Here is a 13,233-nt window from a genome sequence, read left to right as displayed (position 1 = left end):
TGGCTGACCGCACAGAACCTCAACACAGAAGCAGATGTCATCGCCGCTGCCGCGACGATCTACTTCAACGACGATCTCGACGAAGCTGTCACCGAAGAAGAACTGGACTCGCTCGTCACAGCAGCACACAAGAACGAGATTGATCTTGCGACAGCAGACATCATAGCGCAGCTAGAAGATCGAGACGACACCGAGGACGCCCCAGTTACATACAGCTGGGTACACCTCAACGAATTCCGACTCTTCGAGCTCCACAATCGATGCTTCGCCTGGTCCAACTCGGGTGATCTACGCGACATCATAGGAGAAGTTCCCTAGTACTCGGTTAGTGGACCGTTTCGTATAGTACCGGGCCGTCCTATGCTTGCTCCCCGTTCCTCCAACAAAATTCATCGTAAAAAGTTGGGTAACACCGAGGTACATCGGCAATATTCACTCGCACCCACCAGCATCTCCATCGGCGCATCCGAGGAGTTCGCCAAGTAGATCGGATATTCCGTCACCGAAATTTTAAACCGGGTAGCCGGAACCGGCACAGACCCCGGGCAGCCAGCCAGCACGGAAGACGAGTCAGACACGGGCAACTCAGTTGGATTCCTCTCAAGCGGCTCTGTTGAAATCCTTCGGGAGTGATACATTCTGACCAACTGTGGTCAGTACAGAGAATCTGGTCAACAGATGGGACTCACGGTCGGGCTGCCAGATACACGACTGCTCATGGAGGGCAGGATGGGGTGTTGCGCTTGGCCGTACTTGTTGAATGATCGAGAGTGTATCGTGGAGCTGCCGGGATTCCTCAGCGGCAAGCATCGTCGCTATGATCGTACTGCTCCGTGAGATGCCTGCTGTACAATGAATCATGACTGATCCGTCCCGTTGATACAGCGTCCGTGCTGTGTCGACAGCCCGCTCAAACGTCGTCCAGTCGTTGCCCGGCCCGTCGTCCAGCGGATGGTGATGGGTGGTTAATGGGTACTCGTCCGTTGAGAGTGAGACTACATACCGGAACGACTGATCGTGCTGATCGGGATCTGCTGCGTGCTTGTTCCCAAGGTACAGGTTTCGCTCGCCAATCGGCCGAATGACGGGGTCGTCTTCAACGTACCCTTTGGGCCGAACCGTGATGTCGGGCATCTATTTTAGTTGAATTTCCTGCCGGACCGGATATAAATATCAGCCCACTTCGTGGAGTGACGGATATACAATTCTCATCAACCGGCTGTTTCCGGCGAGAATATGTCTGAAGAACAGGATTTCAACAAGATCGTCACAGCTTGTTTGGCGTATCTTGACTCGGGCTTCACAGCGACTGTTGATACTCAGTCTCTCGGTATTGATACTCTTGACAATGAGTATTTATCATTGAAATATTGTGTGACTGACAATGCGGTTCTTAGAACAGAACGCCACAGCTCTGGCGATAGTAATACTGCTAATAGCATCACTAACGTTGACTGCCCCCGTGGCAGCTCAAAGCGGAATAGATGCCTCTAACTTAGAAATTGGCGATTCAACGGCACCATCTAAAATCGAAGTCGGGGAAGAAATGACACTCACATCCAGTGCGCCGATACGTTCACTCCCCGCAGATTGGACCGCTGAGCTTGACTTCACGGCGTACGCGAACGGCAACGAAGTGGGAACACAGAAAATAGTCTGAAGGAAAGGATTTCAGCAAATCCCTGTATTCACAACAACTCTTCTCGGACCGTAGACCGTTCAGGCTGATTCATCTGTTACCTTACACAGCCGCTGGTCAATCTCTTCGACGTCTTGCGTCAACCGTGAAACCATTTGTCTCTGGCTTTCATTTTCGTCCGCGATCTCCGATATTTCCTTACTGACGGTCTGGGCGCGGTCAGAGACGTCGTCAACCGTACTCGATATCTCCTCGGCAACGCTCGCCTGCTCGTCTGTCGCATCTGCAATCTCGATAATTCCGCCTTCGGTCTGCTCAATCGCCGCCAGAATCTGTCGCTGATTCTCAAGAACAGCGTTGATGTCGTCTCTCGCAGACTGGATCTCTTCGTTAGCCGCTTCCACTTCAGCAGTCGTCCGGTTTGCCTTTTGTTTGATTTCCGCGACGATCTCACCGATCTCATCAGCTTGCTCCTGAGACCGGCTTGCTAAGTCCTTCACTTCATCTGCGACAACTGCGAACCCATCGTTGTTACTGCGTGCCGCTTCGATGTTAGCGTTCAACGCGAGCATATTCGTCTGCTCTGCAATATCTTCAATCACACCAACGAGCTCTCCAACCTGTTCAATCTCATCTTCCAAGTCGGCGACGTCGTCCGCCACTGACGCAGACGTATCAGCCGTATCCTCAACTTGGTCGATGACCTCGCCGGCAGTTTCAACGGATTCTTCCGCCAGTTTCCGCGACTCGGCGCTCTGGTTACTAACCTCCTCGGCACTAGACGCGATCTCTTCTACCGTCGCGCTGAACCCCGAGACATCGCCTTGCGTGCTTTCGAGTTCCGTTGCCTGCTCGGAAACAAGCTGGGTGATCTCTTTCGACCGGTCCGCGACCTCGCTCGTCGATTCTTCGAGCTCTTCCATCGATTCTTCCACGTTATCTGACAGCTCCTCTTGGAGGTCCGTTAGCGTCTTCCGCTGCTCGACAACGGTCGTGACATCGAAGAGCAACTCAACTGCCCCGACAACTGCTCCGGTAGGCGCTTGGATGGGTGTCGCAATCGCGCGGGCATGCGCCTTCGATCCGTCCGGGCGCTCAGCCGAGCGGAACTCCTCCTCACGGATCGGAGTTCCAGTACGCACTACTTCCTCGGCGAGTGTCTCCTCTTCATCTTCAGTTCCAAATACATCGTAGGCATTCATCCCAACAGCCTTGCTCGCCGGCAGCCCGATCAGATCCGCTGTCGTTGAGTTCCACTGCGTAATATCACCCGCGTCGTCAACAACGAACGCTGCTTCGGGCAAATCACCGATGAACTCCTCAAAAGCGTGCCGCCAAAACTCACCAGTTGGATCTTCCGTCTCCTCTTGAAGCCGGTTAGTACGCGCAGCTTGGGCCATACAGGCATCGTCTTGGTGGCATATATATGATACAGGACTCTATTATTACGGCTGATAAACCGCTGCCCACACATCAACTGTACGTGGGAAAACAACACCTCACAACGGCAAGCAGGGTAATCGGCTCAGCAAGCGGTTACCAAAGGAACGGCAACACTAGACCAACGAAACCGAAACACTTGGCAAGACAATCGCGTCTTCTCTGCCACGATCAGTTCTCTAGAGCAGCCACGGCTAGCTTGGCGACTGCTCGGACGTCAGCGTCTGGGTCAGTTGCGGCGATTTCGCGTAACGTGTCTACGGCACGTGTCGCGTTGATGTAGTTGAGCGCCCAGCACGCGTTGATCCGCGTTTGGTCGTGTCATCGTTGAGTACAGCGAGAAGCTGTTCTTCGGCTGGGCGCACCGCATCGGGATGTTCAGCTGCGACACGGGCCAGAATCGCTGTTGCGTTGTGCCGCACTTGCTCATCCGGGTCGTCCAGCAATTCGATCGCGTCTGTCACCCATGGTTTCACCCTTGTTGGATATTCACCGGCGATATCAGCAAGCAATCCGGCCGCGTTCGATCGGAGCGCCAACTCGTCAGCCGACAGGAACTCGCCAGCAGTCGGCACCACCTCAATAGTCATGTCCGGATGCTCCTTGCTGAGTGCTGAGCACCCCGATCGCCGTGAGTATCCGGCTGTGCGCAGGCCCGGGCTCGGTTTCTAAGAACACGTGGCTCTGTTGAAATCCTCAGAAAGTGATATATTCTGACTCGGTTGTGGTCAATACAGGGGACTCACGTATCGTTCTGTATGGGACAAGCAGCCGGAATGAAAAGTCGGTATAGGTAGAGGCGGGAAGTAGACGTGAAATCTATTAAAATCACGGGAAAACTTTTCAATCTTCCCGTATGATAAGCCAGTACACCATGTCAAAATCGACAGACGAACGAGGGCGGATTTACCTCCCAAAAGATGTCCGAGAGAAGTTCGGTAACCAGTATCGCATCGTCGAACTCCCGAGTCATGTCGCCCTCTTCCCCGTCGACGAGGACCCGATAGCGGGGCTCCGAGCTGCCGTTGGCGATGCGTTCAGAGAGACGAAAGCCGCCGATCTGAAAGCAGACGCACGTGAGGCGATCTCCCGAGAAGTTCGAGAGGAAGCAGAAGCCCGGTCACAGGCCGGTAAGGAGTGACCTGTGTACGTCGAAACTGACTTTCTCACAGCGTTGCTAAAGGACGATGACTGGCTCCAGGAGGCCGCAATCCGCGCCCTTGACGAGCGCGACGACATCCACACATCGATACTCGCATATGCTGAGGTGCTGGTATTGTTCTACGACCGTGAGACTGCCGAGTATGAGATCGACGCGCCGCGGGCAATCACTAACCTGCTCGAACTAGTTCCGATCGTACCAAAAGAACACGAGGACGCGGTTCTGGCCGCCGCCGCGTTCCTCGATGAGTACGAACTCACACCATTCGACGCACTTCATGCCGGACTCGTCACAACCGGCGAGGAGCGCGTTCTTTCGACCGAGCAGGACTACGACACTGTCGGCCTTGACCGCACACCCTTGGAATCCGCATTTTCGGAGTGACTCTGTCAATACGCAGCTCCCATCGACCGGCTATTTCAGACGAGAATATATCTGAAGAATAGGATTTCAACAGAACCTACACGATGTAACCGAACGTATCCCGAAAAATGGGTAGTTAGAAGCACTGAAACCTCTAATTCCGATTATATCCATGTGAGTTGGGAAACGATTCGAGACTCACAAATATTTGAGTAGTACAAAGATATATTGACGCTCGTTCCGTAGACGTTTCCATGAGCGAGTTCGATCCGGCTCCTGACTCACCGACAGAGACGCCACGGTGGCAGGACGGAACCGATACGTTCGGCCGCGTCTACGACGTGGTCCTCGGTCTCACGTCACCAACGACGTACACGAGGATTGCAGAGCTCGCAGACTGTTCTCCGAACGCCGCAAAAAAACACCTCAATCGCCTCGCGGAGATGGGGATTGCCCACGCTGATCGTGACAACCGCCCAGCCACATACGAGCGAAACGACGGGTACCTCGAATGGCAAGAAGCGAGTCGGATCGCCGCGGACCTCTCTCTCGACGCGATCATCGACCGCGTCAAATCGCTCGAACAGCGACGGACGGAGTACGAAGCCGAATTCGGCACCACCGACCCAGCCACCGTCACGGTGTTCGACGCCGAAGACCACGACACGATCCACGACCGCATGACTACAGTAAGCGACTGGCAAGGCGTCATTCGAGACATTCGCTTATACGAACTCGCCCGCCAACTCTCCCAGAACGACGGGCACCTCATCCCCGCCTGAAATGAGTCCGCCCCCAGAGGACGCAGCCGCTGACTCAACGGGTCCACCCGATCGACAAACATTACGCTTGCTTGAACGACAGTTGACGACAGACCCACTCGTCGCCACCACCCAGTTCGACCCAAATACATACGAACCGCGACTGCTCACCGCGGCCCTCGACACTGAACGGTACCCCGACACAGTCACCGACGCGAGGATCGACATCCGATGGTTCACAACCGGTGATTTTTCCATCCACTACGTCGAGACCCGGGGAGACAACACCCACTGGGAATGCCGCTGGGACCGGCACCCAAACACACACAACACCCGACTCCATTTCCACGAACCACCAACCGGGACTGACGTCTCAGATCTCGACCTCGCTTCACTCCACCCACTCGACGTCTACTCAACGGTGTTCAAAGCAATCGAACAGCGCATCGAGTCACTCTGGTGAGTACTCTTCCCGACGGATCTGACCCGCAGCTAACCCGCATCAAGTCACGGAAACTCCGGCCGCTCTGCGTACGCTATCGGATCGCGTGACCCAGCATTCCGGAACGCCTCAAGCCGGAACGCACAGGCATCACACGTCCCACACGCCGGCTCCTCATTGCGGTAACACGACCACGTCATGTCGTACAGCACGCCAAGCTCCAAGCCACGTTCCGCAATCTCCGTTTTTGACCACTCAACGAATGGCGGTTTCAATATTCAACCGTCTACTGATATGTCGGACGGATGTCTTCAAGAAGTTCTTCGACGATTTCCCAGAGGATCAGAGAGGGAGTTTCGTACTCGAATGTAATCCCCCAGCGGTCCTCCGTATCGTCAGTTGCGTACTGAAAATGCGCCTGTCCAAGGTCGGAATGATCCTCATCTTGGTGCCAGCCGGCGTAAAAGTCCGTGTTAGGGTCAGTGTAGTTGATACGGAACCAATCGTCTGGGTCCTGTCGATACCACTTGACAGTCAGTACTGGTGACTCAGGGCCTGTCGGGGGATCAAGACGAGCCGGATCGAAAACTGCTCGCAGCTGCTTGGCTTCGATATCATCCGGAACGAACTCAACCGTCGAAATCTGTGGCACACGGTCGAGGACATCTCGTTTTAGCTGCGCATAGAGGTTCGCGTTCGGATCACCACCGGGATGCGGGACAGACATCCGTTAGCTGTTGGCCTCGGCAGGCTCTGTCGTCGGAGCGAGGAAGTCCCATTCGCGGATGGCGAAGCCAACGATCTGAATACGCCGCTGAAGCTGCTCCCACTCACGNGCAGGCTCTGTCGTCGGAGCGAGGAAGTCCCATTCGCGGATGGCGAAGCCAACGATCTGAATACGCCGCTGAAGCTGCTCCCACTCACGGGCGATCTCGCGGCGACGGCCTTCCTCGTCAGCGTCAAGGGACTCTTCAGCGATCGTTCCGCGAAGCTGGTTCGGTGACTCAATGCCGAATTCGGCCTCCCAGTCGCGGATCTGCGTCTTCATCTCGGCGAGACGGTCCGTGAGTTCTTCGACAGTATGCCCGCTGTCTCGAAGCCGCATCGCCTCCTGCATCGCTTGGCGGCGATAATCAGGATAGTATGTCGTGTGAGTACCGCTTTCGTCACGGTGGAGGACTCCATCGTCGACGAGGCGTTCGAGGACGCGTTTGGTCGGCTCGTGTGACCAATCCGCTTCGGAAGCGACCCAGTTGGCCGTCCGCGGCTCCGACAGCTGCCTGGCGATCATCCGCACACGATCTTCACCCGTTGTCTGGCGTTCCATCAGGCCCTTAGGGTTCGATTCGTCCTCGGTCATACCCCACCGTTCGAACTGTACCTTAATATAAGTTGAGACGGGTCGTTCTATATCGAATTGATCTCTTCGCCGCCATCCTGACCTCAGCGGGGGAGGATCAGAGAAACTTGGAATCTCGTTCTTGACGAGACTGCCCAGAGAAGCACCGGCTTGACAATGGCCGCTCAGCATACCCGATCGGATCGCGTGACCCGGCGTTCCGGAACGCCTCAAGCCGGAACGCACACGCATCACACGTCCCACACGCCGGCTCCTCATGACGGTAACAGGACCACATCATATCGTGCGGGACACCGAGTTCCAAGCCCCGCTCCGCAATCTCCGTTTTCGACCACTCGACGAACGGCACTTTCAACTCAATCTCTGTTCTGGTTTCTCTTATGTTCGACCCCGTTCTAGATAGGCCGAAGAACGCCGGGTGACCGCAGAATGCCAAGAAAATCCCTCACTGTATTCGTGGGTAGCCAGCCTATCGCAGTTCACTCTTCTAGATTATCAACGACTAACTGCGCGACTTCTCGGACATCGGTGTCAGGGTCGGTTGCCGCGATTTCACGTAACGTGTCTACGGTATTCGTCGCGTTAACATAATTAAGCGCCCAGCACGCGTTGAACCGCGTATTCGCTAAGTCATCATCGAGGACAGCGAGGAGTTCCTCCGTGGCTGGGGGCACTACGTCGGGATGTTCCGCTGCGACACGGGCCAGAATCGCTGTTGCGTTGTGCCGCACTTGCTCATCTGGGTCGTCCAGCAATTCGATTGCGTCTGGCACCCACGGTTTCACCTTCGTTGGGTATTCACCGGCAATATCAGCAAGCACCCCGGCTGCGTTCGAGCGGAGCGGCACCTCCTCAGCCGACAGGAACTCGCCAGCAGTTGGGGCCACTTCGCCGAGAAGCGCGGCAAGGCCAGGTACAGCAGCAGTCACGGCACCCGGATCGTGCGCGGCAAACATATCGAGGAACTGGACTGCTTCGTTTTGTAGCAACGGGTGTGTAGCAGATTCAAGCAGTGCCACCGTTAGGTCAACCCCTGCTCGTGTGAGTTCTGGCTTTGACTCACCAACCGTCGTGAGCACGTTGAGCGCCTCACCCTGTACCGCCGGTGGACTGTCACTGAGTAACTTTACCATCGGCTCAACAGCATCAGCGCACGCTTCAGGCGCTTCTGCTGCCATCTCAGCGAGCCGCGCAAGCGCAACACGACGCGGTTTCCCAGTTTCTGACTCGATATCGGTCAACACCGCATCTAGCTGTCCCGGATCAGGCGTGTCAGAGACCCGGTCGAAATCCACCTCCGTGTACGTGTTCCCAACCGAGTCAACAACACTATACTCAGTCATATCCCCATCCTCCCACACCGACATTTCAGACAGCTTCAATCGGTTCGTATATGTCAGGAGCATCACCCGCTCGTCCGGTGGCTTCAGCATATCCCACTCAACTGTTTGATACCCCACCTCCGGCGTCGCATCCGCCAATGGATCCTTCATGAGTTCACCCTCCTTTCACGCCCACATTCGGCTCCGTCCCGTTCGCACCCATGATTCACTAAGCATACCACCAATCAGTTGTTCGGCTCTGTTGAAATCCTCTTCTTCAGATACATTATCGTCTGAAACAGCCGGTCGCTGAAGAGTGCGAATACAGCTCTCTGTTAGGAAAATAGCAATTACGGTCGGATCTCTACGAAGAGGATTCGTTCGTCGAATTTGTCTCGATGTCACAAGCCGTGAGCGTCGAAACAATATTCGCGGTGAGTTCTCCCCCAGCGTTAATCTCCGCTCGCGTTGCGGATTCGGTACAATCGAAGTTCTCGGGCGTAATTTGTACGGTTTCCATTGCCTCTGTTTCGAGCACACTCATCGATAAGGAGTATGTTCCACTTTCACTGAGGATGATCGATACTGTTCCTTCAGGCTCGACCGTGTAGACCCCATCGAACTGTACTGCCGATTCATTCTCTACGAGAATTCGGGTTGTCCACGTCTTGTCCGACGGGTTCCGAAGTCTAAGCGAGTGGCTAAACTGTCCCGTATCCGCGGGGATGGGATTGTCACCAACCGTATGCGACGCGAGCCCATCAGCGGGAGCGGTTTCGGTGACAACACCGGGACAGGCCATGCGCGTCGAAATACTCATCGAATCAAGTGTACCGTCGTCCTGAATGCTAACCGTCGTCCTAGTCACATTACAAGAGAATTGGCTAAGATCTATCGTCACCTCTTCAGTCGCGTTCAACTCTGGCACTGCCACACGAGCGGTATACGTGTCGAGGTCAGTGAGTGACGCAAAGATGCTCGCGTCCGCTTCGAGCTCCACCGATTCCTCAAACACGGTCTCGCCAGCCTTTGAAACCGTAATCGTTCCTTGATGTGGCTCCCCCGTTGGGTTCCCAAACGTGACGTGGTGAGGAGTTCTGAGGCCACGCTCTTCAAGCGATCCTGTCCCGATAGTTCGCTCAGCGGCATCACCAGCTTCAACCAGTGTCTGCTCGGGTGTTTGTGTCGTCTCAGTCTGCTCACCCTCAGAAGTGGTAGTCGTTTCTGCGTCCGTCTCAGGTGCTCCACTCGAAGTTGCTTGAGAGGTACAGCCTGCTGCTGCGGTTGCGAGACCAATTCCGGTACTTGCCAGAAACGTTCGCCGTTTCATATGCTATCATTAGAGGGGTCAAGTATTGTCCTATCTCAGATTCAAATGTCTCTTTGAGTCCCGAAGACCACTCACTGCGATTGGGTGCGACTCCGCGCCGGACGATACCTCTGCCAGTACCATGCCACAAAGAGAGACAGGATCAGGAAGATACCGATCCCCAGAACGAACCCACCGGGGCCAGTTCCAAACGTAACGAGGGTCTCCCACATGGTTGGGTCAGGTTGCTGTACAGGCGGTTCAGCACCTCGAAGCGACGGTGAGGGTGTCAGCACTGACCAGCGCGTATGGACGATTACACTGACAACTCCGACAATACCTACTGCGCCGAAGACACGACGCAACGCGGTGGTAAGTGACGGGGTCGTTCGTTCCGCTCCCACAAAGAGGACGAGCGCACTATTGGTCGGAGCATAGACATCCATTTCACGCCCTTGCTCGGAATACCACGTTTCGATGACTTCTATGAGATCTGCGTTTTGGAGCCGATTAAGATGATAACTGACGTTCTGTACTGAAGAGTCAATTTCAGTAGCAATATCTGACACGGTAGTCGGTTCTAGATATAGCTGATTGAGAATACGGCGTGCCGTCGTTGAGGTGACTGCTGACAGAATCTGTTCTGCAGATTCGTCTTCGAATCCAACGAGCCTCGGCTCTAATTCGCGGTCGGAAACTGTGTCGGGAGCTGGTTTCAACGGTAATAGTGAAGGCATAGTTATGTTGTCTGTTTGCGTTATTATGTGACTACGGAAGACTCAAAGGGGTGTTTGAATCCGATTCAGGCACACGGAGCCACCAACTGAGTGTCTCGTTAGTAGCTATTCAGTGGTATTTGTATCGCCTGTACTGACTACAGGCAGTCAGAATGTGTCACTTCCTGAGGATTTCAACAGAGCCGATATTCTGTATGCTCAGCTCATTACTCTTGATTATCTATCATTACTGTGAAATTATTTGGAGCAGTCTCATGCTCCGGAACAGGGGTTTTAGGCCGACCTATACCATGTTCTGGGCGGTACTTATATAGGGGTAGAAACTGAATATTGACATGTCTCCCACTACGAAAAACAAGACGGAGACGGAGACCACACTTTGAGTTCCCAGGTAGACACAACAGAACTCAGCAGAGGGCAGCAAACACTACACGAGGCGGTTAAGTCTCACCGGATATACAAGCCGGTTAGAGGGGTTCATCCCCGTGTTGAGCTTCCTGACGAGGAGTTTGAGGAGTGGCTTGACGGCAACCGGGAAGTTGAGTACGTGATAATCAACTTCTCGGATGCTGAAGAGGTCATCGAGCGGGACGGCGATCTCAGCCAGGTTTTGGAGTCTTGGCATATCCCGGTAATCCTAGGGACGGAGCACGATGAGTACGTGAACAGGCGTACTTTCCAGGACGTGCTGGATTTGCTGGATGTGGCGCAGCCAGCGATCTACGTTCCGGACGTGGTCTACAGCTACAACTGGATGGACGAGGAGATTCAGGAATACGCTATTGAGGCGTATACCGGCCACGTCAGGGATCTTCAGAAGGGGATTATCGAGCAGGAATTCAATGTCCGGTTGATCCCGACGAACAAGGGCTGGAAGTACGAACATTTCGCGGAGTACCAGGGACTGTTCGATGAGTTCGACTACGAAGAGCTCGCGTTCTACGCCGTACAGTACACTGGCGGAGATGCCGGGAACGCGATCAACGTTCTGCGGAGCCACGTCAGGAACTCGATAGCCGCTCTGGATATGGAGGATGTTTTCCTGATTGGACGGCTTGGAGAGGACGATTTACTGGATTTTGCTCCGCGTGTCTGTGGAGCGACCGGGCTTCGGCAGTGGACTGATGATTGCTCGACTGAGGACGGGCTTTCGCAAAGTCTGTGGCCAGAGTTTCAGGAAGGTCGGGAGGCCAAGCTTTCGGTCAACGACGGGCAGGAGCAAAGGCCAATAAACGAGTTTGGCGATAGGAAGGAGGACAACTGAAATGGTTATCTTCATGGGATCATACAGCGGCGGTGACTACTCATCGGATGACGACGATTCGCAGGATGAGGGATCGACGGAAGACCACTCGCAGCCCGGTTTAGATGATTTCAGTGGTGACGACGAAGATGATGCTTCTGAGCAGGAATCTGATAGCGGCGCAGGTTCTGCTGCTACGGGCGCTGCCGATGCTGCTGGTGCCGCAGCTGGTGGTGGTGCCGGAGCCGGTGCGGGTACAGGTGCTGGCGCTGGTACAGGAACTGAGCCAGCAGAAGGCGGCGATTCCGGAGACACGGATGAATCCGACGACCGTGAATCCGAGGAAGATGAGGGCGAGGGGGAAGAAGAAGAGCAGTCCGAATCTTCAGACATCGAGGAACCGGATATAGAACAGGAAGACGACGTCGACGAACCCGAGTCAGAGGAGGACACGAAAGAAGAGGACACCGACGAGGAGGAAGATGAAGACGAGGACGAGGAAGAAGATGAGACAGTTGTCGTAGTCCAAGAAGTCGATGCGTTGAGCGCGATGTCTTGGGGCGTCCAACCGGTGATGAAACGTGTCGAAGAGTGCTACGGTGAAGAGATCGAGCTCTTCTACAAACCAGCTCCCGTCCGTGAAGTTGACCCAGAGCAGGAGAAACAGAAATGGATCGACACCGGACAGCAGCTCAGTATGCCGGTTGACCCCTCGTTTTGGGATGATGATCCGCCGGAGTCTACGGAACTGGTCAACAAGGCCTTTGAGGCAGCTATCAATCAGTACCAGGGGATAGATTACATCAGAGCGTTGTGGCGGCGTGGTGTTGTAGCTGGCCGTGATATCAACGATCGAGAGGCCCTGATTGAGTTGGCCTCAGAGATCGGCTTGGATCAGGAACAGTTCGAGGAAGATCTAGGTAGGGTAGAGGTGGAGGCCGGTCAGCGCGGAGAGCTTCCGTTCACCTTCATGGAGATTCAAGGGAAGCCCGCTCCGAAGAATGGCCGTGTCCGGTACTCGGACTTCAAGACCCAGTTCACGTTCCAGGGTATTGATGAACAGGAGCCTCAGGACCTACAGGGATTCATCGAAGAGTACGGGCCCGTGGCTACTCCGGAAGTGATGGAGGTGTATGGGATTCAGCGTGAGGAGGCTATTCAGCGTCTCCAGGACCTGGGTAGTTCGTCGTTCGAGGTCGGCGGCGAACAGTTCTGGACGCCCTGAGCACCTTCTCACGGCGGTTGTGCGGAGGGGGGTTACAGGATGAATTTTGAGAATGACTTTCGAGCAGTTCTGTTATTCGCTGAGAGATTTGCTGGAACGTGTCTTCGGCTATCTTGAGGGAGAGGTTTCCGGTGATAACTGCTCTGTTGAATCCGCAGAAGGCAGCGGGATAGCGTCGCTCTGAAGGTGGAAGCGAAGCGGAAGAGCCGAATGTGTCCAAACTACTCTTC

At 54.8% G+C, this 13,233-nt stretch carries 16 protein-coding genes and 3 pseudogenes; 8 read left to right on the top strand and 11 right to left on the bottom strand.

The features are described 5' to 3' along the window. Positions 1–318: pseudogene (locus tag C463_RS06200) on the top strand (hypothetical protein); the annotation flags it as partial. A 282-nt stretch (positions 319–600) separates the two neighbouring features. Here C463_RS06200 and C463_RS17555 read toward each other — a convergent pair. Next, complete coding sequence (locus C463_RS17555) at positions 601–1,134, bottom strand: protein-tyrosine phosphatase family protein (RefSeq protein ID WP_137695764.1); 534 nt, start codon at positions 1,132–1,134, stop codon at positions 601–603. Positions 1,135–1,384: 250 nt separating this feature from the next. Here C463_RS17555 and C463_RS18530 point away from each other — a divergent pair, with 250 nt between their 5' ends. Next, on the top strand, positions 1,385–1,660 hold the full coding sequence (locus tag C463_RS18530) for a hypothetical protein (protein WP_137695763.1): 276 nt from the start codon (positions 1,385–1,387) through the stop codon (positions 1,658–1,660). A 59-nt stretch (positions 1,661–1,719) separates the two neighbouring features. On the opposite strand, the gene C463_RS06195 is transcribed toward C463_RS18530, so the two are convergent. The 3 genes from C463_RS06195 to C463_RS17550 form a co-directional block, all read right to left on the bottom strand. Next, the gene (locus C463_RS06195; protein ID WP_008442083.1) at positions 1,720–3,039 is read right to left on the bottom strand and encodes a methyl-accepting chemotaxis protein; all 1,320 of its coding nucleotides are present in this window, start codon (positions 3,037–3,039) and stop codon (positions 1,720–1,722) included. A gap of 211 nt (positions 3,040–3,250) precedes the next feature. Then, complete coding sequence (locus C463_RS19575; RefSeq protein WP_239638858.1) at positions 3,251–3,358, bottom strand: hypothetical protein; 108 nt, start codon at positions 3,356–3,358, stop codon at positions 3,251–3,253. After that, the gene (locus C463_RS17550) at positions 3,337–3,669 is read right to left on the bottom strand and encodes an adaptin domain-containing protein (RefSeq protein ID WP_239638857.1); all 333 of its coding nucleotides are present in this window, start codon (positions 3,667–3,669) and stop codon (positions 3,337–3,339) included. Before C463_RS17550 ends, C463_RS19575 begins: the two co-directional genes overlap by 22 nt. A gap of 284 nt (positions 3,670–3,953) precedes the next feature. Between C463_RS17550 and C463_RS06190 the strand changes: the two genes are divergently transcribed. From C463_RS06190 to C463_RS17545, 4 genes are all read left to right on the top strand, one after another. Further along, positions 3,954–4,220 carry a hypothetical protein gene (locus tag C463_RS06190; protein WP_049905629.1) on the top strand — a complete coding sequence of 89 codons (267 nt, stop codon included), beginning with the start codon at positions 3,954–3,956 and terminating at the stop codon, positions 4,218–4,220. Between the two features lie 3 nt (positions 4,221–4,223). Then, on the top strand, positions 4,224–4,625 hold the full coding sequence (locus C463_RS06185; RefSeq protein ID WP_008442080.1) for a PIN domain-containing protein: 402 nt from the start codon (positions 4,224–4,226) through the stop codon (positions 4,623–4,625). A gap of 233 nt (positions 4,626–4,858) precedes the next feature. Then, entirely contained in the window at positions 4,859–5,386 is a 528-nt protein-coding gene (locus tag C463_RS06180; protein ID WP_008442078.1) for a DUF7342 family protein, read from the top strand. A 1-nt stretch (position 5,387) separates the two neighbouring features. Further along, entirely contained in the window at positions 5,388–5,828 is a 441-nt protein-coding gene (locus C463_RS17545) for a hypothetical protein (RefSeq protein ID WP_080510779.1), read from the top strand. A gap of 44 nt (positions 5,829–5,872) precedes the next feature. Here C463_RS17545 and C463_RS17540 read toward each other — a convergent pair. The 7 genes and pseudogenes from C463_RS17540 to C463_RS17525 form a co-directional block, all read right to left on the bottom strand. Beyond that, positions 5,873–6,082 (bottom strand): annotated as a pseudogene (locus C463_RS17540) (7-cyano-7-deazaguanine synthase); the annotation flags it as partial. An 11-nt stretch (positions 6,083–6,093) separates the two neighbouring features. Beyond that, a complete protein-coding gene (locus C463_RS17535; RefSeq protein WP_080510778.1) occupies positions 6,094–6,534 on the bottom strand; it encodes a hypothetical protein in 441 nt (146 codons plus the stop codon). A gap of 3 nt (positions 6,535–6,537) precedes the next feature. After that, entirely contained in the window at positions 6,538–7,167 is a 630-nt protein-coding gene (locus C463_RS06170; RefSeq protein ID WP_008442069.1) for a DUF7342 family protein, read from the bottom strand. Between the two features lie 97 nt (positions 7,168–7,264). Next, positions 7,265–7,537 (bottom strand): annotated as a pseudogene (locus tag C463_RS17530) (7-cyano-7-deazaguanine synthase); the annotation flags it as partial. 109 nt (positions 7,538–7,646) lie between these two features. Continuing rightward, positions 7,647–8,660 (bottom strand): HEAT repeat domain-containing protein, encoded by a 1,014-nt coding sequence (locus C463_RS06165; RefSeq protein WP_008442064.1) that lies wholly within the window; start codon positions 8,658–8,660, stop codon positions 7,647–7,649. A 193-nt stretch (positions 8,661–8,853) separates the two neighbouring features. Next, positions 8,854–9,819 carry a hypothetical protein gene (locus tag C463_RS06160; protein WP_049905624.1) on the bottom strand — a complete coding sequence of 322 codons (966 nt, stop codon included), beginning with the start codon at positions 9,817–9,819 and terminating at the stop codon, positions 8,854–8,856. Positions 9,820–9,890: 71 nt separating this feature from the next. Beyond that, positions 9,891–10,535: an ArsR/SmtB family transcription factor gene (locus C463_RS17525; protein ID WP_008442062.1), complete on the bottom strand. Its 645-nt coding sequence runs from the start codon at positions 10,533–10,535 to the stop codon at positions 9,891–9,893. A 379-nt stretch (positions 10,536–10,914) separates the two neighbouring features. Here C463_RS17525 and C463_RS19445 point away from each other — a divergent pair, with 379 nt between their 5' ends. Both C463_RS19445 and C463_RS19375 read left to right on the top strand, forming a co-directional pair. After that, positions 10,915–11,799 carry a hypothetical protein gene (locus tag C463_RS19445; RefSeq protein WP_008442061.1) on the top strand — a complete coding sequence of 295 codons (885 nt, stop codon included), beginning with the start codon at positions 10,915–10,917 and terminating at the stop codon, positions 11,797–11,799. 1 nt (position 11,800) lies between these two features. Further along, on the top strand, positions 11,801–13,003 hold the full coding sequence (locus tag C463_RS19375; RefSeq protein WP_199239116.1) for a DsbA family protein: 1,203 nt from the start codon (positions 11,801–11,803) through the stop codon (positions 13,001–13,003). Positions 13,004–13,233 lie beyond the last annotated feature (230 nt).

The organism is Halorubrum californiense DSM 19288, from assembly GCF_000336875.1.
GTDB lineage: Archaea > Halobacteriota > Halobacteria > Halobacteriales > Haloferacaceae > Halorubrum > Halorubrum californiense.
The sequence above is the reverse complement of the archived record's forward strand: the minus strand, read 5'-3'. Positions and strand labels throughout refer to the sequence as shown.

Bases quoted from the DNA above. Each gene is read 5' to 3' on its own strand.
- C463_RS17550 (WP_239638857.1), bottom strand. From the start codon at position 3,669: ATGACTATTGAGGTGGTGCCGACTGCTGGCGAGTTCCTGTCGGCTGAC.
- C463_RS19375 (WP_199239116.1), top strand. From the start codon at position 11,801: ATGGTTATCTTCATGGGATCATACAGCGGCGGTGACTACTCATCGGAT.
- C463_RS06180 (WP_008442078.1), top strand. From the start codon at position 4,859: ATGAGCGAGTTCGATCCGGCTCCTGACTCACCGACAGAGACGCCACGG.
- C463_RS17555 (WP_137695764.1), bottom strand. From the start codon at position 1,134: ATGCCCGACATCACGGTTCGGCCCAAAGGGTACGTTGAAGACGACCCC.
- C463_RS06190 (WP_049905629.1), top strand. From the start codon at position 3,954: ATGTCAAAATCGACAGACGAACGAGGGCGGATTTACCTCCCAAAAGAT.
- C463_RS06165 (WP_008442064.1), bottom strand. From the start codon at position 8,660: ATGAAGGATCCATTGGCGGATGCGACGCCGGAGGTGGGGTATCAAACA.
- C463_RS06160 (WP_049905624.1), bottom strand. From the start codon at position 9,819: ATGAAACGGCGAACGTTTCTGGCAAGTACCGGAATTGGTCTCGCAACC.
- C463_RS17525 (WP_008442062.1), bottom strand. From the start codon at position 10,535: ATGCCTTCACTATTACCGTTGAAACCAGCTCCCGACACAGTTTCCGAC.
- C463_RS17545 (WP_080510779.1), top strand. From the start codon at position 5,388: ATGAGTCCGCCCCCAGAGGACGCAGCCGCTGACTCAACGGGTCCACCC.
- C463_RS06195 (WP_008442083.1), bottom strand. From the start codon at position 3,039: ATGGCCCAAGCTGCGCGTACTAACCGGCTTCAAGAGGAGACGGAAGAT.
- C463_RS18530 (WP_137695763.1), top strand. From the start codon at position 1,385: ATGCGGTTCTTAGAACAGAACGCCACAGCTCTGGCGATAGTAATACTG.
- C463_RS17535 (WP_080510778.1), bottom strand. From the start codon at position 6,534: ATGTCTGTCCCGCATCCCGGTGGTGATCCGAACGCGAACCTCTATGCG.